Raw genomic sequence first — 15,049 nt, forward strand, 5'->3', positions numbered from 1 at the left:
CACTCTTTCGGCAAAGGTAATAACTGCACTCTTATGATTTTTACCGATAATTGTATCACCCTCTAGATGGCCAAATTCATTTTTATAAGAAGGATAAGCCGTCTTTCGATCGTCAAGAGTTCTTTTGTCTCCTTGTTTTCCTCGAGTTTCTTGGTGGCCATTGGGTTTTCGTTTTCCTTGCATAGGTAACGTCGTTACATCAAACAGCGCACTATCTTTGAATCGTCTATAAAGTGTAGACATGGAACAGCCGAGGTCTTTTTCTCCTCGACCCATAATAACATCTGGTGTCCAACCGTCAGTCACTCGATTTTTGATGTATTCAGTCTGTTTTTTTGTAAAAGTCTTTTTCTTTGCACCACATCTTGTTTTGTTCTGTTTATAACGATCGTAGTACTCACTAACGTTTCTCCCTTCTTTCAGGAAGTTAATAACGTTATAAATCGGTTGATTTGAACGTCCAAGTTTCTTAGCGATTTTATAGGGTTTTAATCCAATTTCATAATAAGTTTCTATCCATCCGAGTTCTTTTTTGGTAAGATGTGTGTAGGCCATTTGTGGTCACTCTCCTAATTTTCTTGGTTGGAAATTTATTTTGAGTGTACCATAAATGGTTTATTTATATTTCTAGCTTAATTTTACAATTCAAGTAATTTAAACGCCCATTCCTTCTCTTCATCTTCAAAATAATAAAATTCACTTAAACGGTCATTTTCAAAGACTTCAACCATTTCTTCAAAGTCGTTCGCAAACGGATATTTTAGTAATTCCTTACGTTTTATCCAAAAAACTTCCCCTTCTTCTGAAGACTGAATGGCTCCTGAATAATGTTTCGTTTTATAAAGTAAGACAATATATCGAGCTCCATTTTTATCTTGAAATTGCTTGATTCCACATAGTTCAGGAAATTTAATGGTTAAACCAGTCTCCTCTAAAACTTCTCGTGTAACAGATTCAACAAAAGACTCATTTTTCTCCACATGGCCTCCAGGGAATGTAATTCCCGGCCAATCTTTACTTTTTCGATCTTGTACTAATATATTTCCCTTATCATCATAGACCATACACATGTTTGTAAATATTGTCGGTTCACTTCTTGTCATATTTTACACCTAATTTCATAATACGCTTCTTAAAATAAATATACATTTATATTATCAAATAAAGGAACCATTGTCAGTAAAGTCTGACAATAGTCACTTCTTATCTCATATGTAAGGTAAACAGCATCATAAATTATAGAAACGAAAAAAGCTCAAAAGCTAAAATAAGCCTTTGAACTTTATTTGTAAGAATTATTTATTCCTTTTACCCCAAAACTGGAAGTAATCTGTTCGGATCGCTCCGTTGTACAACTTACGTTTTTTTGTAGCACGTTCTCCGTAATATTTTTCAAAGTCCAAGTCACTCGTAATAATATATTTACTCCACGTTTTGAGTGGGCGAAAAGCCTGTCCTAATTCTTTATACAACTCGTGAACGGCTTCTTCTTCTCCCATACGATCTCCGTACGGTGGGTTTGTAACCATAATCCCAAACTCTTCATCTGTTTTGAAATTAGCAACCGCTAGTTGTTTAAAGGTAATATTATGAGAGACTCCTGCTGCTAAAGCATTTTTTTCAGCAATCTTTATCATGTTCTCATCCATATCAAAACCATAAATTTCAAGTTCTATATCATAATCTGCTTGATTGTCTGCATCCGCTCGAACTTCTTCCCACATTTCTTCACTCATCCAATCCCATTCCTCACATAAAAAGGATCGATTAAAGCCTGGAGCAATATTCTGTCCGATTAAAGCAGCTTCAATGGGTATAGTTCCCGAGCCACACATAGGATCTACAAATGGTCGATCTTTTCGCCAAGTTGTTAAAGCGATTAAAGCGGCAGCTAAGTTTTCTTTTAAAGGAGCGCCACCCTTTTCTGTCCGATACCCTCTTTTGAATAGACTATCTCCTGTAGTATCAAGCGTTAACATCGCACGATCTTTTCTCATACTAATCTCAATTGGATATTCTGCACCAGTTTCTGAGAGCATTCCTCGGCGATGGTACGTTTCTTTAATACTTTCAGCAACTGCTTTATCTACAATTCTTTGAACAGCAGGAACGCTATGTAACGTTGATTTTACTGATTTTCCAGCAATTGGAAATTTACCATCCATCGGGACATATTTATCCCATGGAAGAGCTTTGGTTTGTTCAAAAAGATCATCAAATGTTTTGGCTTCAAACTCACCTACAACAATTTTTATTCGGTCTGCGACACGTAACCAGAGATTCGTTTTTGCGATATCTTTTTCAGTACCTTCAAAGCGCACACGACCATTTTCTACTTGAACTTCATATCCTAAATCACGTAGCTCATCACCAACTAATGCTTCAACACCTGCAGCACAGGTTGCAATTAAGTTAAAAGTTGTCATTATTATTTTCCTCCTTCCAAATAGTAAATCTTTTAAAAATGAAAATGTACATTTATTTTCAAAAAGAAATCCTCCCTCATAAAAACCGGGAGGATATAATTATTTTCCTAATATGTGTAATTTATTGTAAGCCATGTTCTGTCTAGGAAAAATCTTAGGCAATCTTTCCAGAGATAATTATCTGTCTGCGATTACTTAAACGTAATCGCCTCTTTTCTACATTGAATTCTGCGAAAAGAGTGCCCCTACCGTAGTTTGGGTTGCTCACTCATGGGGTTTACCCGTTCCACCAACAACGTTTCCGTTGTTGCTTCGTCACTGTGGCACTTTCAAGTCTACTTGAGCATAGCAAAGCCTTAGCTCGTTTAACTGCCGTTTCTTTTATTTTCATAAAAGACCGTGTCTTATTGTTTGGACACGCATGAACACTACAAGCTTCTCAGCTTGTGTGAGCATGGACTTTACTCACATTCAAAAAGAATGCGCAATTATCCATAAATTACACAATTAATTTTTAATATTCTACACTATCTTCTTCATCTAGCTTAGAACCAAAAACATGACGCTCTAAGTTAGACAATCTTTTTAAGATATCAAAGTTCGTTACTGTTGATTGATTCGTCCCTTGACTTTGTACTCTATAATCAGATTGCTTAGAAGTTTCATCCAGTTCTTCAACAAGACGTTCAACTTCCACTTTTAATTCATCAATTTCATCTTGAAATGATTTATAATCTTGAATAATTAAGTCTAAAAATTCATCTACTTCTTCTGAATCGTACCCTCGAAGTTTTGTCTTAAAATCTTTATCTACAATTTCTCTTTGAGTTAATGCTCTCACTACTGTCACCTCACCAGTCACTTGTTAATTTCTAAATCTATATTAACACATTTTACTTAAAATATAAAGCTTACTTATCAATTCCGCCGTGAAATTCTTCGTATTCATGAATGAAAAATTCAATTTCTTCAAAAGAAGCCAAATGTAATTCATATTCTGTTCTTTCTTGGTATTGAATAATTAAATCATATAAAAATTTTGGTTTACCAGCGGCAGCTTCTTCTGTCATTGTATCATAAATAAGAAACGCTCCATCTGTATTCCGAATATTAAATACTTGATTGGCATTTAATTGTTTTGGGGATTCATAGTCCTTACTTGAGGTATAGTTAACATAATCAGCTTGATGGATCACAGATTCAAGGAGACCTCTATTCGTTTCATTCCAATTCTCTCCAAAAGAAGTATAAGGAAGAATAATCGCAAGATTAATTTCTGGATATTGTTCTTTTAATTCTAAAACAATTTCTCCTGCCCAAAGTTCAATCCCTAGCTCTCCTCCAATAATAAACCATTCTACTCCATTTTCAATAAAGGTTGTTAAGCGATTTTCAATAAATTTTTTTAAGTATTTATATTTTGGATCAGTTTGATTAAATATATTTAATTCATAGGAACGATAGCCACTAATTAATATTTTTTCCAAAAAGTCACCTCCAGCTTTTACGAACACATATTTGTCTGGTATTATTATCATATATAAAAAAGGAAGGATGAGTCCACTGAAAATTCATTATCCTAATGGCCAACCTTACCATTATAATAAAGAGAACTATAATTCTCAATCAAAAGAACAATCTTCTAATTATAGTAACCGAGGAATGAGCCTAGAAAAAGAAATAAACTTAACAAATAAACAATATTTAGATGATAACATGGCTGTTATTCATAAAAAACCAACACCAATACAAGTAGTTAAGGTTGATTATCCTAAACGAGAAGCCGCAAAAATCACAGAAGCTTATTATCGACGCTCCTCTACTACAGATTACAATGGTGTTTACAAAGGCTATTATTTAGATTTTGAGGCTAAAGAGACAAAAAATAAAACCTCTTTCCCATTAAGTAACTTTCATGGACATCAAATCAACCATATGAAAAAAAGCGTTGAGCATGGTGGGATTTGCTTTACTATCTTGCGCTTTGTAACGCTTGATGAAATTTATTTATTAAGCTCTGAGTTCCTATTTAAATGGTGGGATCAGCAATATAAAGAAAAAGGCCGAAAATCAATTCCGCTTTCAGCCATAAAAAAAGAAAATTTCCTCATTGAATATGGATTTAATCCGCGAATTCCCTATCTAAAAATAGTGGATCAATTCATAGAAAGTAGAAAGTAAAATTGTTTGGCTTAAGTGTTATTTATTCTAATAAGATGACAAATGATGTTTTTTGTACTATATTACTATATATTTGATAAATAATAAATGTTTTCTAGAGAAATGAAGAGAAGGTGATTGACGTGTCAAAGTCTGAAAAAGAGACGATGTCAAGGTCAGAAAGAAAAAAACAAAACAAAAAGAAAACTAAAAAGAAAACGTCCAATAAAATGGGATTAGGAAAGAAAATCTTGCTAGGAATTTTAGGGTTAATTTTGCTTGCTGGAGTAAGTGGTTTAGGCTTGTTCGCTTATTATGCTGCTCAAGCTCCAGAAATAACGGAAGAAGATTTAACCGGAACCTATTCCTCAGACTTAGTAGATATGAATGGCGAGGTATTCTACTCTCTTGGTGGGGAAGAAAGAGAGTATGCTTCGGCGGACGAATACCCGAAAGTATTACGCGAGGCAGTAATGTCCATTGAAGACCGCCGATTTGAAAAGCATATAGGAATTGATCCTATTGGTATTGCCCGTGCTGCCGTTGGATATGTAACAAATGCTGGCCAAATTGTGGGTGGTGGAAGTACGATTACCCAACAATTAGTTAAAAATTCAGTTTTTTCATCCCTCCAAGAGGATCAAACCCTTGAACGAAAAGCTCAAGAAGCTTGGCTAGCTATACAATTAGAACGACAACTTTCTAAAGAACAAATTCTGACATTATATCTCAACCGTATCCATATGGGTGGAAATGTCTATGGTGTTGCGACGGCTGCCGAACAATATTATGGAAAATCAGTTAGTGAATTAGAACTTCATGAAGCAGCTTTATTTGCCGGGATGCCTAAAGCACCAAATTACTATAACCCTTATAAAAATCCAGAAGAAGCTGAAAAACGAAGAAATATTGTTTTAGATGAAATGGTTGAGTTTGGCTCCGTTACTCAAGCTGAAGCGGATGAGGCTAAAGAGATTCCCGTAACAGAAGGTTTACAAGAGCCAAAAGAAGAAGATGAAAACACACTTGTATTCGATGGCTACTTAACAGCAGTTATTGATGAAGTTGAAGAAAAAACAAATTATGATCCATATACTGCAGGCCTAACAATCTATACAAACTATGATCCTCAAGCTCAACAAGTTTTATATGATACTGTAAATACAGATGATTATGTAAATTTCCCAAATGATGAAATTCAAACAGCCGCTTCATTAGTTGACTCAACTACTGGAAAAATGACTGCTTTAATTGGTGGACGTAAATTAGAAGGACAATTATCTAGAAACCGAGCAACTGGTCTAGATCGAAGCGTGGGGTCGACCATTAAGCCGCTAACTGTCTATGGACCAGCTATAGAATTATTGAACTATTCAACCTATCAACAAATTGTCGATGAGCCTTATACAAATGGCGATTGGTCTCCAAGTAATTATGACAATGCTTATCGTGGACAAATGTCAATGCGTGATGCCTTAGTAGATTCTCGAAATATACCGGCAGCTAAATTCTTTAATGATGAAGAACATTTAGGAAACCGTCATGGTGAAATTACTGAATTCTTAAAAGGGTTAGGTGTTGATACCTCTACTATCTCCCCTGGTTCAGAGGGATTGGTCCGTTCTAGTGCGTTTAACGGAACAATGACTCCTGTTGAATTAGCAGGTGCTTATGCCGCATTTGCCAATCAGGGAACTTATACAGAACCTCATACAGTTACAAAAGTAGTGAGTTTAGATGGCGAAGAAACGAATTTGGAGCCTAGTTCAAACAAAGCTATGGAAGATTACACAGCATACATGGTTACTGATATGCTAAAAGATGTTATTTCTTATTATAGTGCTGATTTGACCATTCCTGGATATATCCATGCAGCTAAGACTGGGACAACAAACTATACGAGTGAACAAATCTCAGAAGCTAATATTCCTTCAGATGGTGTTCCAGATAATTGGTTAGTCGGTTACTCTCCTTATTATACGATGTCTGTATGGGTGGGATATGACGATCAGTTCGAAGAAGGACATAATTTGACTTTCAGTGACGGCTCACGAAAACTCGCTCGACTCATTTATCAATCCTCAATGAGTCGATTAGTTAGTGATTTAGAGACTAGAGATTGGCAACGACCAAACTCAGTGGTTGAAGAATCTATTGAAAAAGGGTCCAATCCTCCGCTTTTAGCTTCATCAGGAAGCAGTAACTCTGTTAAAGAGTTATTCGTTCGAGGAACTGAACCGAATAAAACAGCAGAACCTGACTATGTATTAAGCGCCCCTACTGGATTAAGTGCTCAATATCTAGCTGAAGAAGATGAAGTTCAAGTTTCATGGAACGCTTTTGAATTGCCAGACGATATTGATGAAGAAGTTAAGTATATTGTATCTGTGAATGGACAGGAAAATGTTCAAACCGATACCGACTTTACAATATCTAACCCACCTAGAGAAGAATTAACGATTACTGTTGCCGTACAAGTAAAAGGTGAAACAGGTCCTGCTGCCGAAGTGAATATATTGGTACAAGAACCTGAGGAGGAGGAAGAAGAAGAAGAACCTGAGGAGGAAGAGCCTGAGGAAGAAGAAGAAAATGAGGAGACCGAAAAACCTGAATCTCCTGAAGAACCTGAAGAAAATGAGAATACCGGAGAGGATAGTCCTCCAGAAGAAGAAGAAAATGATGATAGCAATGAGCCAGAAAATAATACTAATGATGAAAATAATGAAACCGAAGAAGAAAATCGTTAAATACAACATTAATCTGTAATTGAAACGTTAAGATTCAATAATAACTCATATAAAAGGTCATATGATCCATATCTATATTAAGCATTCTAGCAAAATATAGACGGACATATGACCTTTTTTTAAAACGGATGCTTTTCTATTTTTTTAAAGAATTATTAATCCTTATCCTTTTTATTTGCTTCTTCAAATTTATCCCTTAGTTCTTCCTTATCATGATCATATCGTTTTTGTTGTTTGCGAATTAGCATCGGTTGAATTCCTCTTAGGAGACGAATTCCCTTAATCAAATTATATAAACCAAATATAATACCGATAATTCCAATAACTCCATCATCAGAAAAAATTAAGATACCTGCGATAATCAATAGAACTCCAACACCAACAAAGTATTTACCATTACTCTTTTTCATTATATTACTCCTAAATTTGTTTCATTTCTTTCAATATTATTAACTTTAGTAATATATCATAAATTTATGAAGAAAGTTAGGTTTCTTCTATTCATAATTTGACTATTACGTTACTTTAGATTCAAAAACTTCTACGTAAATGCTTTATAGAAACTGAAAAACAATTGATGAGCCTCTCTAAATTCCTAGTTAGAAAGGAATCTATAAAAAGTTTCCTATAACGTTTTATTCATAAAATTTTTCAGTCCTATTTGACTAAAATAAAAAGTCATGCTATTATTAAAAAGTTGTTACAACTCTGGAGAATTGTCCGAGTGGCTGAAGGAGCACGATTGGAAATCGTGTAAACGGCCAACGCCGTTTCAAGGGTTCAAATCCCTTATTCTCCGTTAAAAAAAGAATAATTATTTCTCTCTATAACGTTCCCAACCCTTCGTTATAGAGTTTTTTTATTAGAAAATCAAAATTAGATTACTTATTTATAGTCTGATTGGTTTGGTATTATTCTTTTAAGTTAGGAATTAAAAAAGTGATATGCTTATGTAACACTTCTAGTTCTAATGGGAATTCTGGTCCCTTTTCTCCATCTATAGCCGAATTTAATGAACTTGATGATCTAATTTTTGCTTTTTTAAAAGAAGTGACAAAGGATAACTCATCATTTACCTCTTCTTCATTATTTCTATCTATTATATGTTTTATGATAGAACTGGCTTCATTAATTAAATTGGATTTTTTCAACGCATAAAAATGTATTTTTCCATCATCATAAGTCGCTTCATCAAAAAATCTTTGAATCCCAAAAATACTATTGGTTAAACCGATAATCACTAAAAAGACATCATCAAGAACATGATTTCCTTCTTCAGATTCTATTTGAATATCCAGAGGAGTAAATTCATTGATTACCTTTGCTCCTTCAAATATATAAGCTAAAGAACCGAGCTCTTCTTTCATATGATCATCTGTTTTCCAAGCGACTTCAGGAATTGAGCCCACTGAAACGGTACTTATAAAATACTGATCATTTATGCGCCCTACATCTACTCCCCTCTCCTCTATATCATTTTCTTCAATAGCTGACAGAAGATGGTCTAAATCTAATTCCATACCTAACGCTCGCACAAAATTATTCGTTGTTCCTAGGGGTAAGGAAAGAACTTTAGGGCGTTGTTCTAATGGAGCAATGCCATTAATAACCTCAGAAATTGTACCGTCTCCTCCAAGTGTTATCACTAAATCTAAATTATTATCCATTTCAGTTTGAATGAGTTCTTTAAAATTATCTTCTCCAGTTGTTTGATAGATCTTCGTTTCAATTTTATTTTCTTCCAGCTGTTCCTGGAGTGTATTTCCAACTGTTTCGCCTGATTTATCTCCAGAATTTGGATTAACAATTATTAACACTTGCTTCATAAAAAATATCCTTTCTCAGATAAAATAATATCTTGCAAAATTAAAGGTTTAATTTTTGACAATCCTCACATAGACCGGTCACTTTAAAACTGTGACCATCCACTTTGAAATTCGTTATAGACTCAACGACCTTTTCTACTTCAGCTAATCCCGGATAGTTGAAATCTACAACCTTTCCACAATTATTGCAGATAACATGATAGTGTTGAGTATCTGTTAAATCGAAACGACTTGATCCATCACCAAAAGGTAATTCTTTCACAATACCTGCTTGCATAAAGAAATTTAAATTGTTATATACTGTGGCAACACTCATATTAGGAAACTCATCTTTTAAATCTTCATAAATTTCGTTTGCTGTAGGGTGTTTATCTTCTGACGCTAAATTATTTAAAATTGCATACCTTTGGGAAGTCATGCGAATATCATTTTCTCTTAAAGTTTTTACATATTTTTCTATTTTAGCCTCTAAGTCGTTCATGTTCTATTTTTCTCCTTTCCGGAATCCAGTTGTTTAAAAGTAGATTTTATTTAAAACCTATTTTTTAATTTATCTAAAAAATTATTTACGGTTCTTCTGGCAACTTCAACTTTTGAAAGTGGAGAATCTTTACTCATGTTTAACTGAGTCGATTCATTTTTCAGCTCTCGCTTATTTTCTTTAATATAATTTTTAAATTGTTTTTGCATCATAGATACAATTTTATCTGTAGATGTCTCCTGACCTGATAATTCACTGCTTGCTAATAATTTTAATACTTGAATATAACTATACGCCAAAGCTCTTGTTACAATAGATGCAGTAGTTCCACTGATAACCCCGCCAACAACCGTTCCTAGTCCAGGAATAAATTTAAAAGCATTTGAGACCACAGAGCGGCCTACGACGGTAGCCGATCCAGTTCCTCCAACGGCAGCTATAATACTTAATATTGTTGCTTTATCAATTGGAACACCAAAGATCACCGTAATATGCGCTAAAAGAGCTACTTGCATAGGTACAAGAATTGAGGCATCGGAGAATGGTATAGGCACAAACCCCACCCCAAAGGATGTTGCTATATATCTAGTGGCCCAGGTTTTCGCTGTCTCAACTTTTCTTTCGATATCTACTCGCTGGGCATTCGTAAAAGCTTTACGTACACTATCTGGAATTAAATTAAAAGTCCTCTCGATTAATTCTTTCAATCCAAAAGGTTGAACCGTATAATCCTTTGAAATGACATAGGGTTCCGCTAATACGCTATGCACAGCAGCTATATCTAAATTCATTTCTTCAATATATTGTTGAAATTCTTTTACTTGCTCTCCAATGGCTTGAGTTAAAACTAATATAACGGGTATTTTATTCGAGATTTCTTCAATCATTTTAATTTCTGATTCTTCAATTCTTGATGAAGTTGCCTGGATACAATAATAAGCTACATGTAGAGCTTCTTCTGTTCCCTTATTATCTGCTATAAGCTTATAGATTTCATCTTTCACTTGTTTTTGAACGCTTGGATCAAGTTCTAAACCTCGAGTATCATAAATTGTGATAGGGACATCTTTACGAGTAATTTTTTGTAAATGTTTTGTTACAGGTTTCCCAATTCCTGTTTCAGCTATCCGTTCACGGAACACACTATTTATTAATGTGCTTTTTCCTACCCCACTCTTTCCTATCATTAGGATATTCACTGGAGCTAAATTTTTCAACTCTTTATCGGTTAGATCTAATATTTCTTGAGCGACATCAAAATGCTTATCAAAATTTTTCATTATTAGACACCTAACTCCATTCTTTGATGTTTAGTTATTTGGAACGGCATTAATTCTTTCATAATTTAGTACATGCCAGTTTCCATCACCATATTGTAAATGGACTTGATAAATTTCTGTTTCATCTCTATTTGAAACAGTGGCCTCAACTCGACCTGCACCATCATTTCCTACCCACCATTCTATTAAATCATCATTAAGACCTGTAGCAGTCATTATTTCATTTTTAATAGCTGTTCGGTCAGCAGACCCTTCGTTATAGTCAACTGCATGTTCTGTATCGTGGGGTGCATCCTCGTTCACTACTGCAGATTCACCAGGTGCTAATTCTTCAGTATCTTGATTTTCTTCTGAATCCTCTTCGATATTCTCGTCTGAAGAATCGTCTTTTTCCTCTTCTGATTCATCTGTTTCTTCTTTAGTGGTGGCTTCTTCGTCATTTTTATCTGTTGCACTATTATTATCTTCTTCATTATTCTCAATTAAGGCAGATTCATTCGTATTCTCATCCTCTAACTTCACTTTATCCCCGCCTCGAGTAAAAATAAAAATAACTAATAATAATAATATCAAAAATAAAAATCCAATAATATAGTAATAAATTTTACTAATTCCAGAACTTCTTTCTGGTCTATTTTCTGTATTCGGACTCGTTTCTTGCTTTTTTCTTTCTTTTCTAGATTGATTCTTACTCATTTTTTACACCTCAATTATTTTCGTTAATTAATAGATTTATTTAATTTGTTTATCTAAGGCATTAGACATACTATAATTCGCACGTCCTACTAAAACAGAAAACATGTGTTTTTCTTCTTCTGTCCATCCTTTTAGCGTATGATCAAAATAATCTTTGAAATCTTCTTGATACTGTCGATACATCATTTTAGCATGTTCTGATAGTTCAAAAAAGGAAAAACGTTTATCTTTACCTGTTTCTCTAATCACTAATCCTTCTTTTACCAAACCATTAATTTGTCGAGAGATTGTTGATTTATCTAGTTCACTTATTTCAGTTATTTGCTTTAAAGTCATTGTTTCATTTCCAATAATAGAAATTAAATTTACAGTGGACGAATTTAACTTTTGCTTATCTAAAATTACTCGTTTTATATGAGAAAATTGATTATTAAAAACACTCAATCTTTCAAGCAAATCATTAATATCTACTGTTTGCGTCATTTGTATTCCTCCTATTAGTTTGCCCATAAAACTACTTAATTGTACCATTCAACTATATCACAAAAGCCAGTTCTAGTAAACGATTCTTAAGTATTGTAATCAACTTTTAATGTTATATTCATATCGTTTTTTTGTCAAATTTGTAATTTGTGCATTTAGTATCTAAAAATGTTATAATTAAGCAGACTTTTTATAGAAGGTGATATTATGTCTTACGATGGTTTATTTACACATGCCATAGTTTATGAATTAAAAGAACATATTTTAAATGGAAGAATTACCAAAATACATCAACCCTTTAATAACGAATTATTAATTAGAATACGAGCCAATCGACAAAATTATCAATTACTATTATCGGCTCATCCTCAATATGCTCGAGTACACTTAACCAACATACGACTTGAAAATCCACAAGAACCCCCTCAATTTTGTATGGTTCTTCGTAAATATATTGAAAATTCGAAGCTTGTTGATATTCAGCAAACAGAAAATGATCGGATCATAGAGTTTGTTTTTACAGGACGTGATGAATTAGGTGATGAACAATATTACTACCTAATTGCTGAAATTATGGGACGCCATAGTAATATATTACTTGTAAACAAAGATGAAAATAAGCTTTATGAAGCTATTCGACACGTTCCACCAAGCATGAACACCTATAGAACTCTTTTGCCTGGTGCTCAATACCGTCCTGCTCCCAAACAAGACAATATAGATCCCTTTCACTTCTCAGGAGATTTTGAAGCTGTTGGTGAAAATAGAAAAGAGAAAATTCGTTCGATACAGTCTTTATTCCAAGGATTTGGGAAAGATTCAGCTGTAGAGCTTCTTTATCAGATTGAAAATAATAAAGAAGAAAAGCATTTGAATAGATTTAATCAATTTTTACAGCCATATAGAGAGAATCAATATCAACCGACACTAACCGAGCAAGGAAATCGTTCATCTTTTACTGCCTTGCCCTATTCTTCCATTGAGGGAGAAAAGGAATCCTTTGATTATCTATCTGAATTATTAGATGAATACTATGAAAACAAAGCAGAAAAGGATCGAGTTCATCAACAAACAAATGACTTATCTCAGATATTAAAAAATGAACGAAAAAAGAATGTCAAAAAACGCAAAAAATTGATTCAAGAAGATAAAGGTGCTGATGATGCTGAAGCTTACCGTATTAAAGGCGAAGTTTTAACGGCCTTTATGCATCAAGTTGAAAAAGGAATGGAAAAAATAGAGTTAGAAAACTTTTATAATGATAACCAATCTATTCTAATTAACTTGGATCCACAAAAATCTCCAGCTGAAAATGCACAATGGTATTTTAGCCAATACCAAAAATTAAAAAATCGTAAAAAACATTTAGCTACTCAAATTCCATTAACAGAACAAGAGATAGATTATATTGATTCTGTATTAACACAATTAGATGTTGCTTCTAGCCAAGATATTGAAGAAATCCGAGAAGAATTGAGTACCGAAGGATATTTAAGAAAACAAAAACGAAGTAAGAAGAATAGAAAAAATAAGAGCCAGCCAGATAAATATTATTCTTCTGATGGGACATTGATTTTGGTCGGAAAAAACAATAATCAAAATGATCAACTAACAATGCGCACGGCAAACAAGTCTGATTGGTGGTTACACACGAAAGATATACCGGGCTCTCACGTCGTTATACGAAACGATGATCCTAATGCAGAAACGATTGAAGAAGCTGCACATTTAGCTGCCTATCACAGCAAATTTAGCATGTCTTCCTCCGTTCCTGTAGATTATACTCAAATTAAAAATGTGCACAAGCCAAATGGCGCAAAGCCTGGATATGTCATTTACAATAATCAACAAACTATTTTTATTACGCCCGACAAAAAATTAATAAAACGTTTAAAACAAAATATTGAAAAAAATGAGTAAACAAAAAGTGTTAGAGTTAGACTTGGATTTATGATTCCGAGCAAAACTTTAACACTTTTTTATTCGTCTTCTTTATTTTAAACGTTTAGAATTATTTCATGGTCTTTTATTTATTCTTCAGCCACTTCAAACTCAGTGGTCAGTGTTTCATCACCAATTTGTCTCAATACTCGATAGCGACCAGTTTCTAATGGCTCATAAGAATCAAGGTTAATTTCATCTGAAGCTTCATCTCCTGGAGATAAAGTATAAAGAATCAAAACAAAACCTATTTCGTTATCTGGTTCAACTTCATACCATTTGTCTTCTTTATAATATTCTAGCGTATAAGGCACGCCGTATGATATATCTTCTTCAGAATCATTTATTACTGTCAGTTCAAAAATATCTCCTTCCGGTTTGTATGTATCTTTGTTTAATTCTATAGAAACACCATCTAGATTATTAACATCTTCTCCATAAGGTGATTCCTCTCCTAAGTTATTTGTCCCACAACTTGTTAAAATAAAAATACTCATTAAGGTAAGACTTAGCAAGGCTATTATTTTTTTCATTTTAGATTTTCTCCTTTGAGAATAATTTTAATTTGATTTATTTTCATTTTTAGCTTAGCAGGAAGAAATATTCAGTTCAAGAATAATAAACTTCATTCTAAAATACTTTTTAAATAAAGAATAGAAAGGGCTATTAATTGACGAGTATTGATAAAGTCCATATAATTGTGTAAAAGTAAAAAGGCCATATAAACGTCCTTTTACGGTACAATGTTTTTAACGCAAAAACATACCTAGGAGGACTTCATATGACCCAAGTACATTTTACACTGAATAACGAAGAGGTTCAAAGCATTATTGAACATTCTGTCAAAGATGACGTATCGAAAAATATTTTAACCACCATTTTCAATCAACTGATGGAAGAACAACGAACGGAATATATCCAAGCCCAGGAATATGAAAGAACGAATGATCGAAGAAGCCAACGGAATGGCTATTACGAGCGAGCGTATACCACACGTGTTGGAACGCTT

Annotated in this window: 16 protein-coding genes, 1 tRNA gene and 1 other RNA gene; 5 read left to right on the plus strand and 13 right to left on the minus strand. The window is 33.7% G+C overall.

Annotated elements, in window-relative coordinates:
• From BUB96_RS09800 to BUB96_RS09825, 6 genes are all read right to left on the minus strand, one after another.
• A partial coding sequence (locus BUB96_RS09800) for an IS30 family transposase (RefSeq protein WP_143274300.1) occupies positions 1 to 555 on the minus strand: 555 nt, incomplete at its 3' end.
• A gap of 83 nt (positions 556 to 638) precedes the next feature.
• The gene (locus BUB96_RS09805) at positions 639 to 1,103 is read right to left on the minus strand and encodes an 8-oxo-dGTP diphosphatase (RefSeq protein WP_073298646.1); all 465 of its coding nucleotides are present in this window, start codon (positions 1,101 to 1,103) and stop codon (positions 639 to 641) included.
• Between the two features lie 192 nt (positions 1,104 to 1,295).
• Positions 1,296 to 2,426 (minus strand): THUMP domain-containing class I SAM-dependent RNA methyltransferase, encoded by a 1,131-nt coding sequence (locus tag BUB96_RS09810; protein WP_073298647.1) that lies wholly within the window; start codon positions 2,424 to 2,426, stop codon positions 1,296 to 1,298.
• Between the two features lie 122 nt (positions 2,427 to 2,548).
• Positions 2,549 to 2,926: RNase P RNA component class B (gene rnpB / locus BUB96_RS09815), an RNA gene on the minus strand.
• A gap of 14 nt (positions 2,927 to 2,940) precedes the next feature.
• The gene (gpsB, locus tag BUB96_RS09820) at positions 2,941 to 3,267 is read right to left on the minus strand and encodes a cell division regulator GpsB (protein ID WP_073298648.1); all 327 of its coding nucleotides are present in this window, start codon (positions 3,265 to 3,267) and stop codon (positions 2,941 to 2,943) included.
• A gap of 70 nt (positions 3,268 to 3,337) precedes the next feature.
• On the minus strand, positions 3,338 to 3,913 hold the full coding sequence (locus BUB96_RS09825; RefSeq protein WP_159431740.1) for an SLOG family protein: 576 nt from the start codon (positions 3,911 to 3,913) through the stop codon (positions 3,338 to 3,340).
• Positions 3,914 to 3,989: 76 nt separating this feature from the next.
• Here BUB96_RS09825 and recU point away from each other — a divergent pair, with 76 nt between their 5' ends.
• Positions 3,990 to 4,607 carry a Holliday junction resolvase RecU gene (gene recU / locus BUB96_RS09830; RefSeq protein WP_200789109.1) on the plus strand — a complete coding sequence of 206 codons (618 nt, stop codon included), beginning with the start codon at positions 3,990 to 3,992 and terminating at the stop codon, positions 4,605 to 4,607.
• A 122-nt stretch (positions 4,608 to 4,729) separates the two neighbouring features.
• Positions 4,730 to 7,333: a transglycosylase domain-containing protein gene (locus BUB96_RS09835; protein WP_143274320.1), complete on the plus strand. Its 2,604-nt coding sequence runs from the start codon at positions 4,730 to 4,732 to the stop codon at positions 7,331 to 7,333.
• A 155-nt stretch (positions 7,334 to 7,488) separates the two neighbouring features.
• Here BUB96_RS09835 and BUB96_RS09840 read toward each other — a convergent pair whose 3' ends face one another.
• Positions 7,489 to 7,743: a hypothetical protein gene (locus BUB96_RS09840; protein ID WP_073298651.1), complete on the minus strand. Its 255-nt coding sequence runs from the start codon at positions 7,741 to 7,743 to the stop codon at positions 7,489 to 7,491.
• A 300-nt stretch (positions 7,744 to 8,043) separates the two neighbouring features.
• On the opposite strand from BUB96_RS09840, the gene BUB96_RS09845 reads away from it, so the two are divergent.
• Positions 8,044 to 8,132, plus strand: a tRNA-Ser gene (locus BUB96_RS09845).
• A 112-nt stretch (positions 8,133 to 8,244) separates the two neighbouring features.
• On the opposite strand, the gene BUB96_RS09850 is transcribed toward BUB96_RS09845, so the two are convergent.
• The 5 genes from BUB96_RS09850 to BUB96_RS09870 are packed head-to-tail and all read right to left on the minus strand — an operon-like array spanning position 8,245 to position 12,099.
• Positions 8,245 to 9,159, minus strand: coding sequence for a diacylglycerol/lipid kinase family protein (locus BUB96_RS09850; RefSeq protein ID WP_073298652.1), 915 nt, complete (start codon positions 9,157 to 9,159; stop codon positions 8,245 to 8,247).
• 40 nt (positions 9,160 to 9,199) lie between these two features.
• The gene (locus tag BUB96_RS09855) at positions 9,200 to 9,640 is read right to left on the minus strand and encodes a Fur family transcriptional regulator (protein ID WP_073298653.1); all 441 of its coding nucleotides are present in this window, start codon (positions 9,638 to 9,640) and stop codon (positions 9,200 to 9,202) included.
• Between the two features lie 50 nt (positions 9,641 to 9,690).
• Positions 9,691 to 10,920: a YcjF family protein gene (locus tag BUB96_RS09860; protein ID WP_073298654.1), complete on the minus strand. Its 1,230-nt coding sequence runs from the start codon at positions 10,918 to 10,920 to the stop codon at positions 9,691 to 9,693.
• Positions 10,921 to 10,950: 30 nt separating this feature from the next.
• Positions 10,951 to 11,616, minus strand: a complete 666-nt coding sequence (locus BUB96_RS09865; protein WP_073298655.1) for a DUF1510 family protein — start codon at positions 11,614 to 11,616, stop codon at positions 10,951 to 10,953.
• 36 nt (positions 11,617 to 11,652) lie between these two features.
• Positions 11,653 to 12,099: a MarR family winged helix-turn-helix transcriptional regulator gene (locus tag BUB96_RS09870; protein WP_073298656.1), complete on the minus strand. Its 447-nt coding sequence runs from the start codon at positions 12,097 to 12,099 to the stop codon at positions 11,653 to 11,655.
• Positions 12,100 to 12,306: 207 nt separating this feature from the next.
• On the opposite strand from BUB96_RS09870, the gene BUB96_RS09875 reads away from it, so the two are divergent.
• Positions 12,307 to 14,019: an NFACT RNA binding domain-containing protein gene (locus BUB96_RS09875; protein WP_073298657.1), complete on the plus strand. Its 1,713-nt coding sequence runs from the start codon at positions 12,307 to 12,309 to the stop codon at positions 14,017 to 14,019.
• A gap of 110 nt (positions 14,020 to 14,129) precedes the next feature.
• Here the strand turns inward: BUB96_RS09875 and BUB96_RS09880 are convergent, their stop codons facing one another.
• On the minus strand, positions 14,130 to 14,573 hold the full coding sequence (locus BUB96_RS09880; protein ID WP_073298658.1) for an immunoglobulin-like domain-containing protein: 444 nt from the start codon (positions 14,571 to 14,573) through the stop codon (positions 14,130 to 14,132).
• A gap of 248 nt (positions 14,574 to 14,821) precedes the next feature.
• Between BUB96_RS09880 and BUB96_RS09885 the strand changes: the two genes are divergently transcribed.
• Positions 14,822 to 15,049: transposase (locus BUB96_RS09885; protein ID WP_200789103.1), on the plus strand; the 228-nt coding region annotated here is incomplete at its 3' end.

Source organism: Atopostipes suicloacalis DSM 15692, assembly GCF_900129085.1.
Lineage (GTDB): Bacteria > Bacillota > Bacilli > Lactobacillales > Carnobacteriaceae_A > Atopostipes > Atopostipes suicloacalis.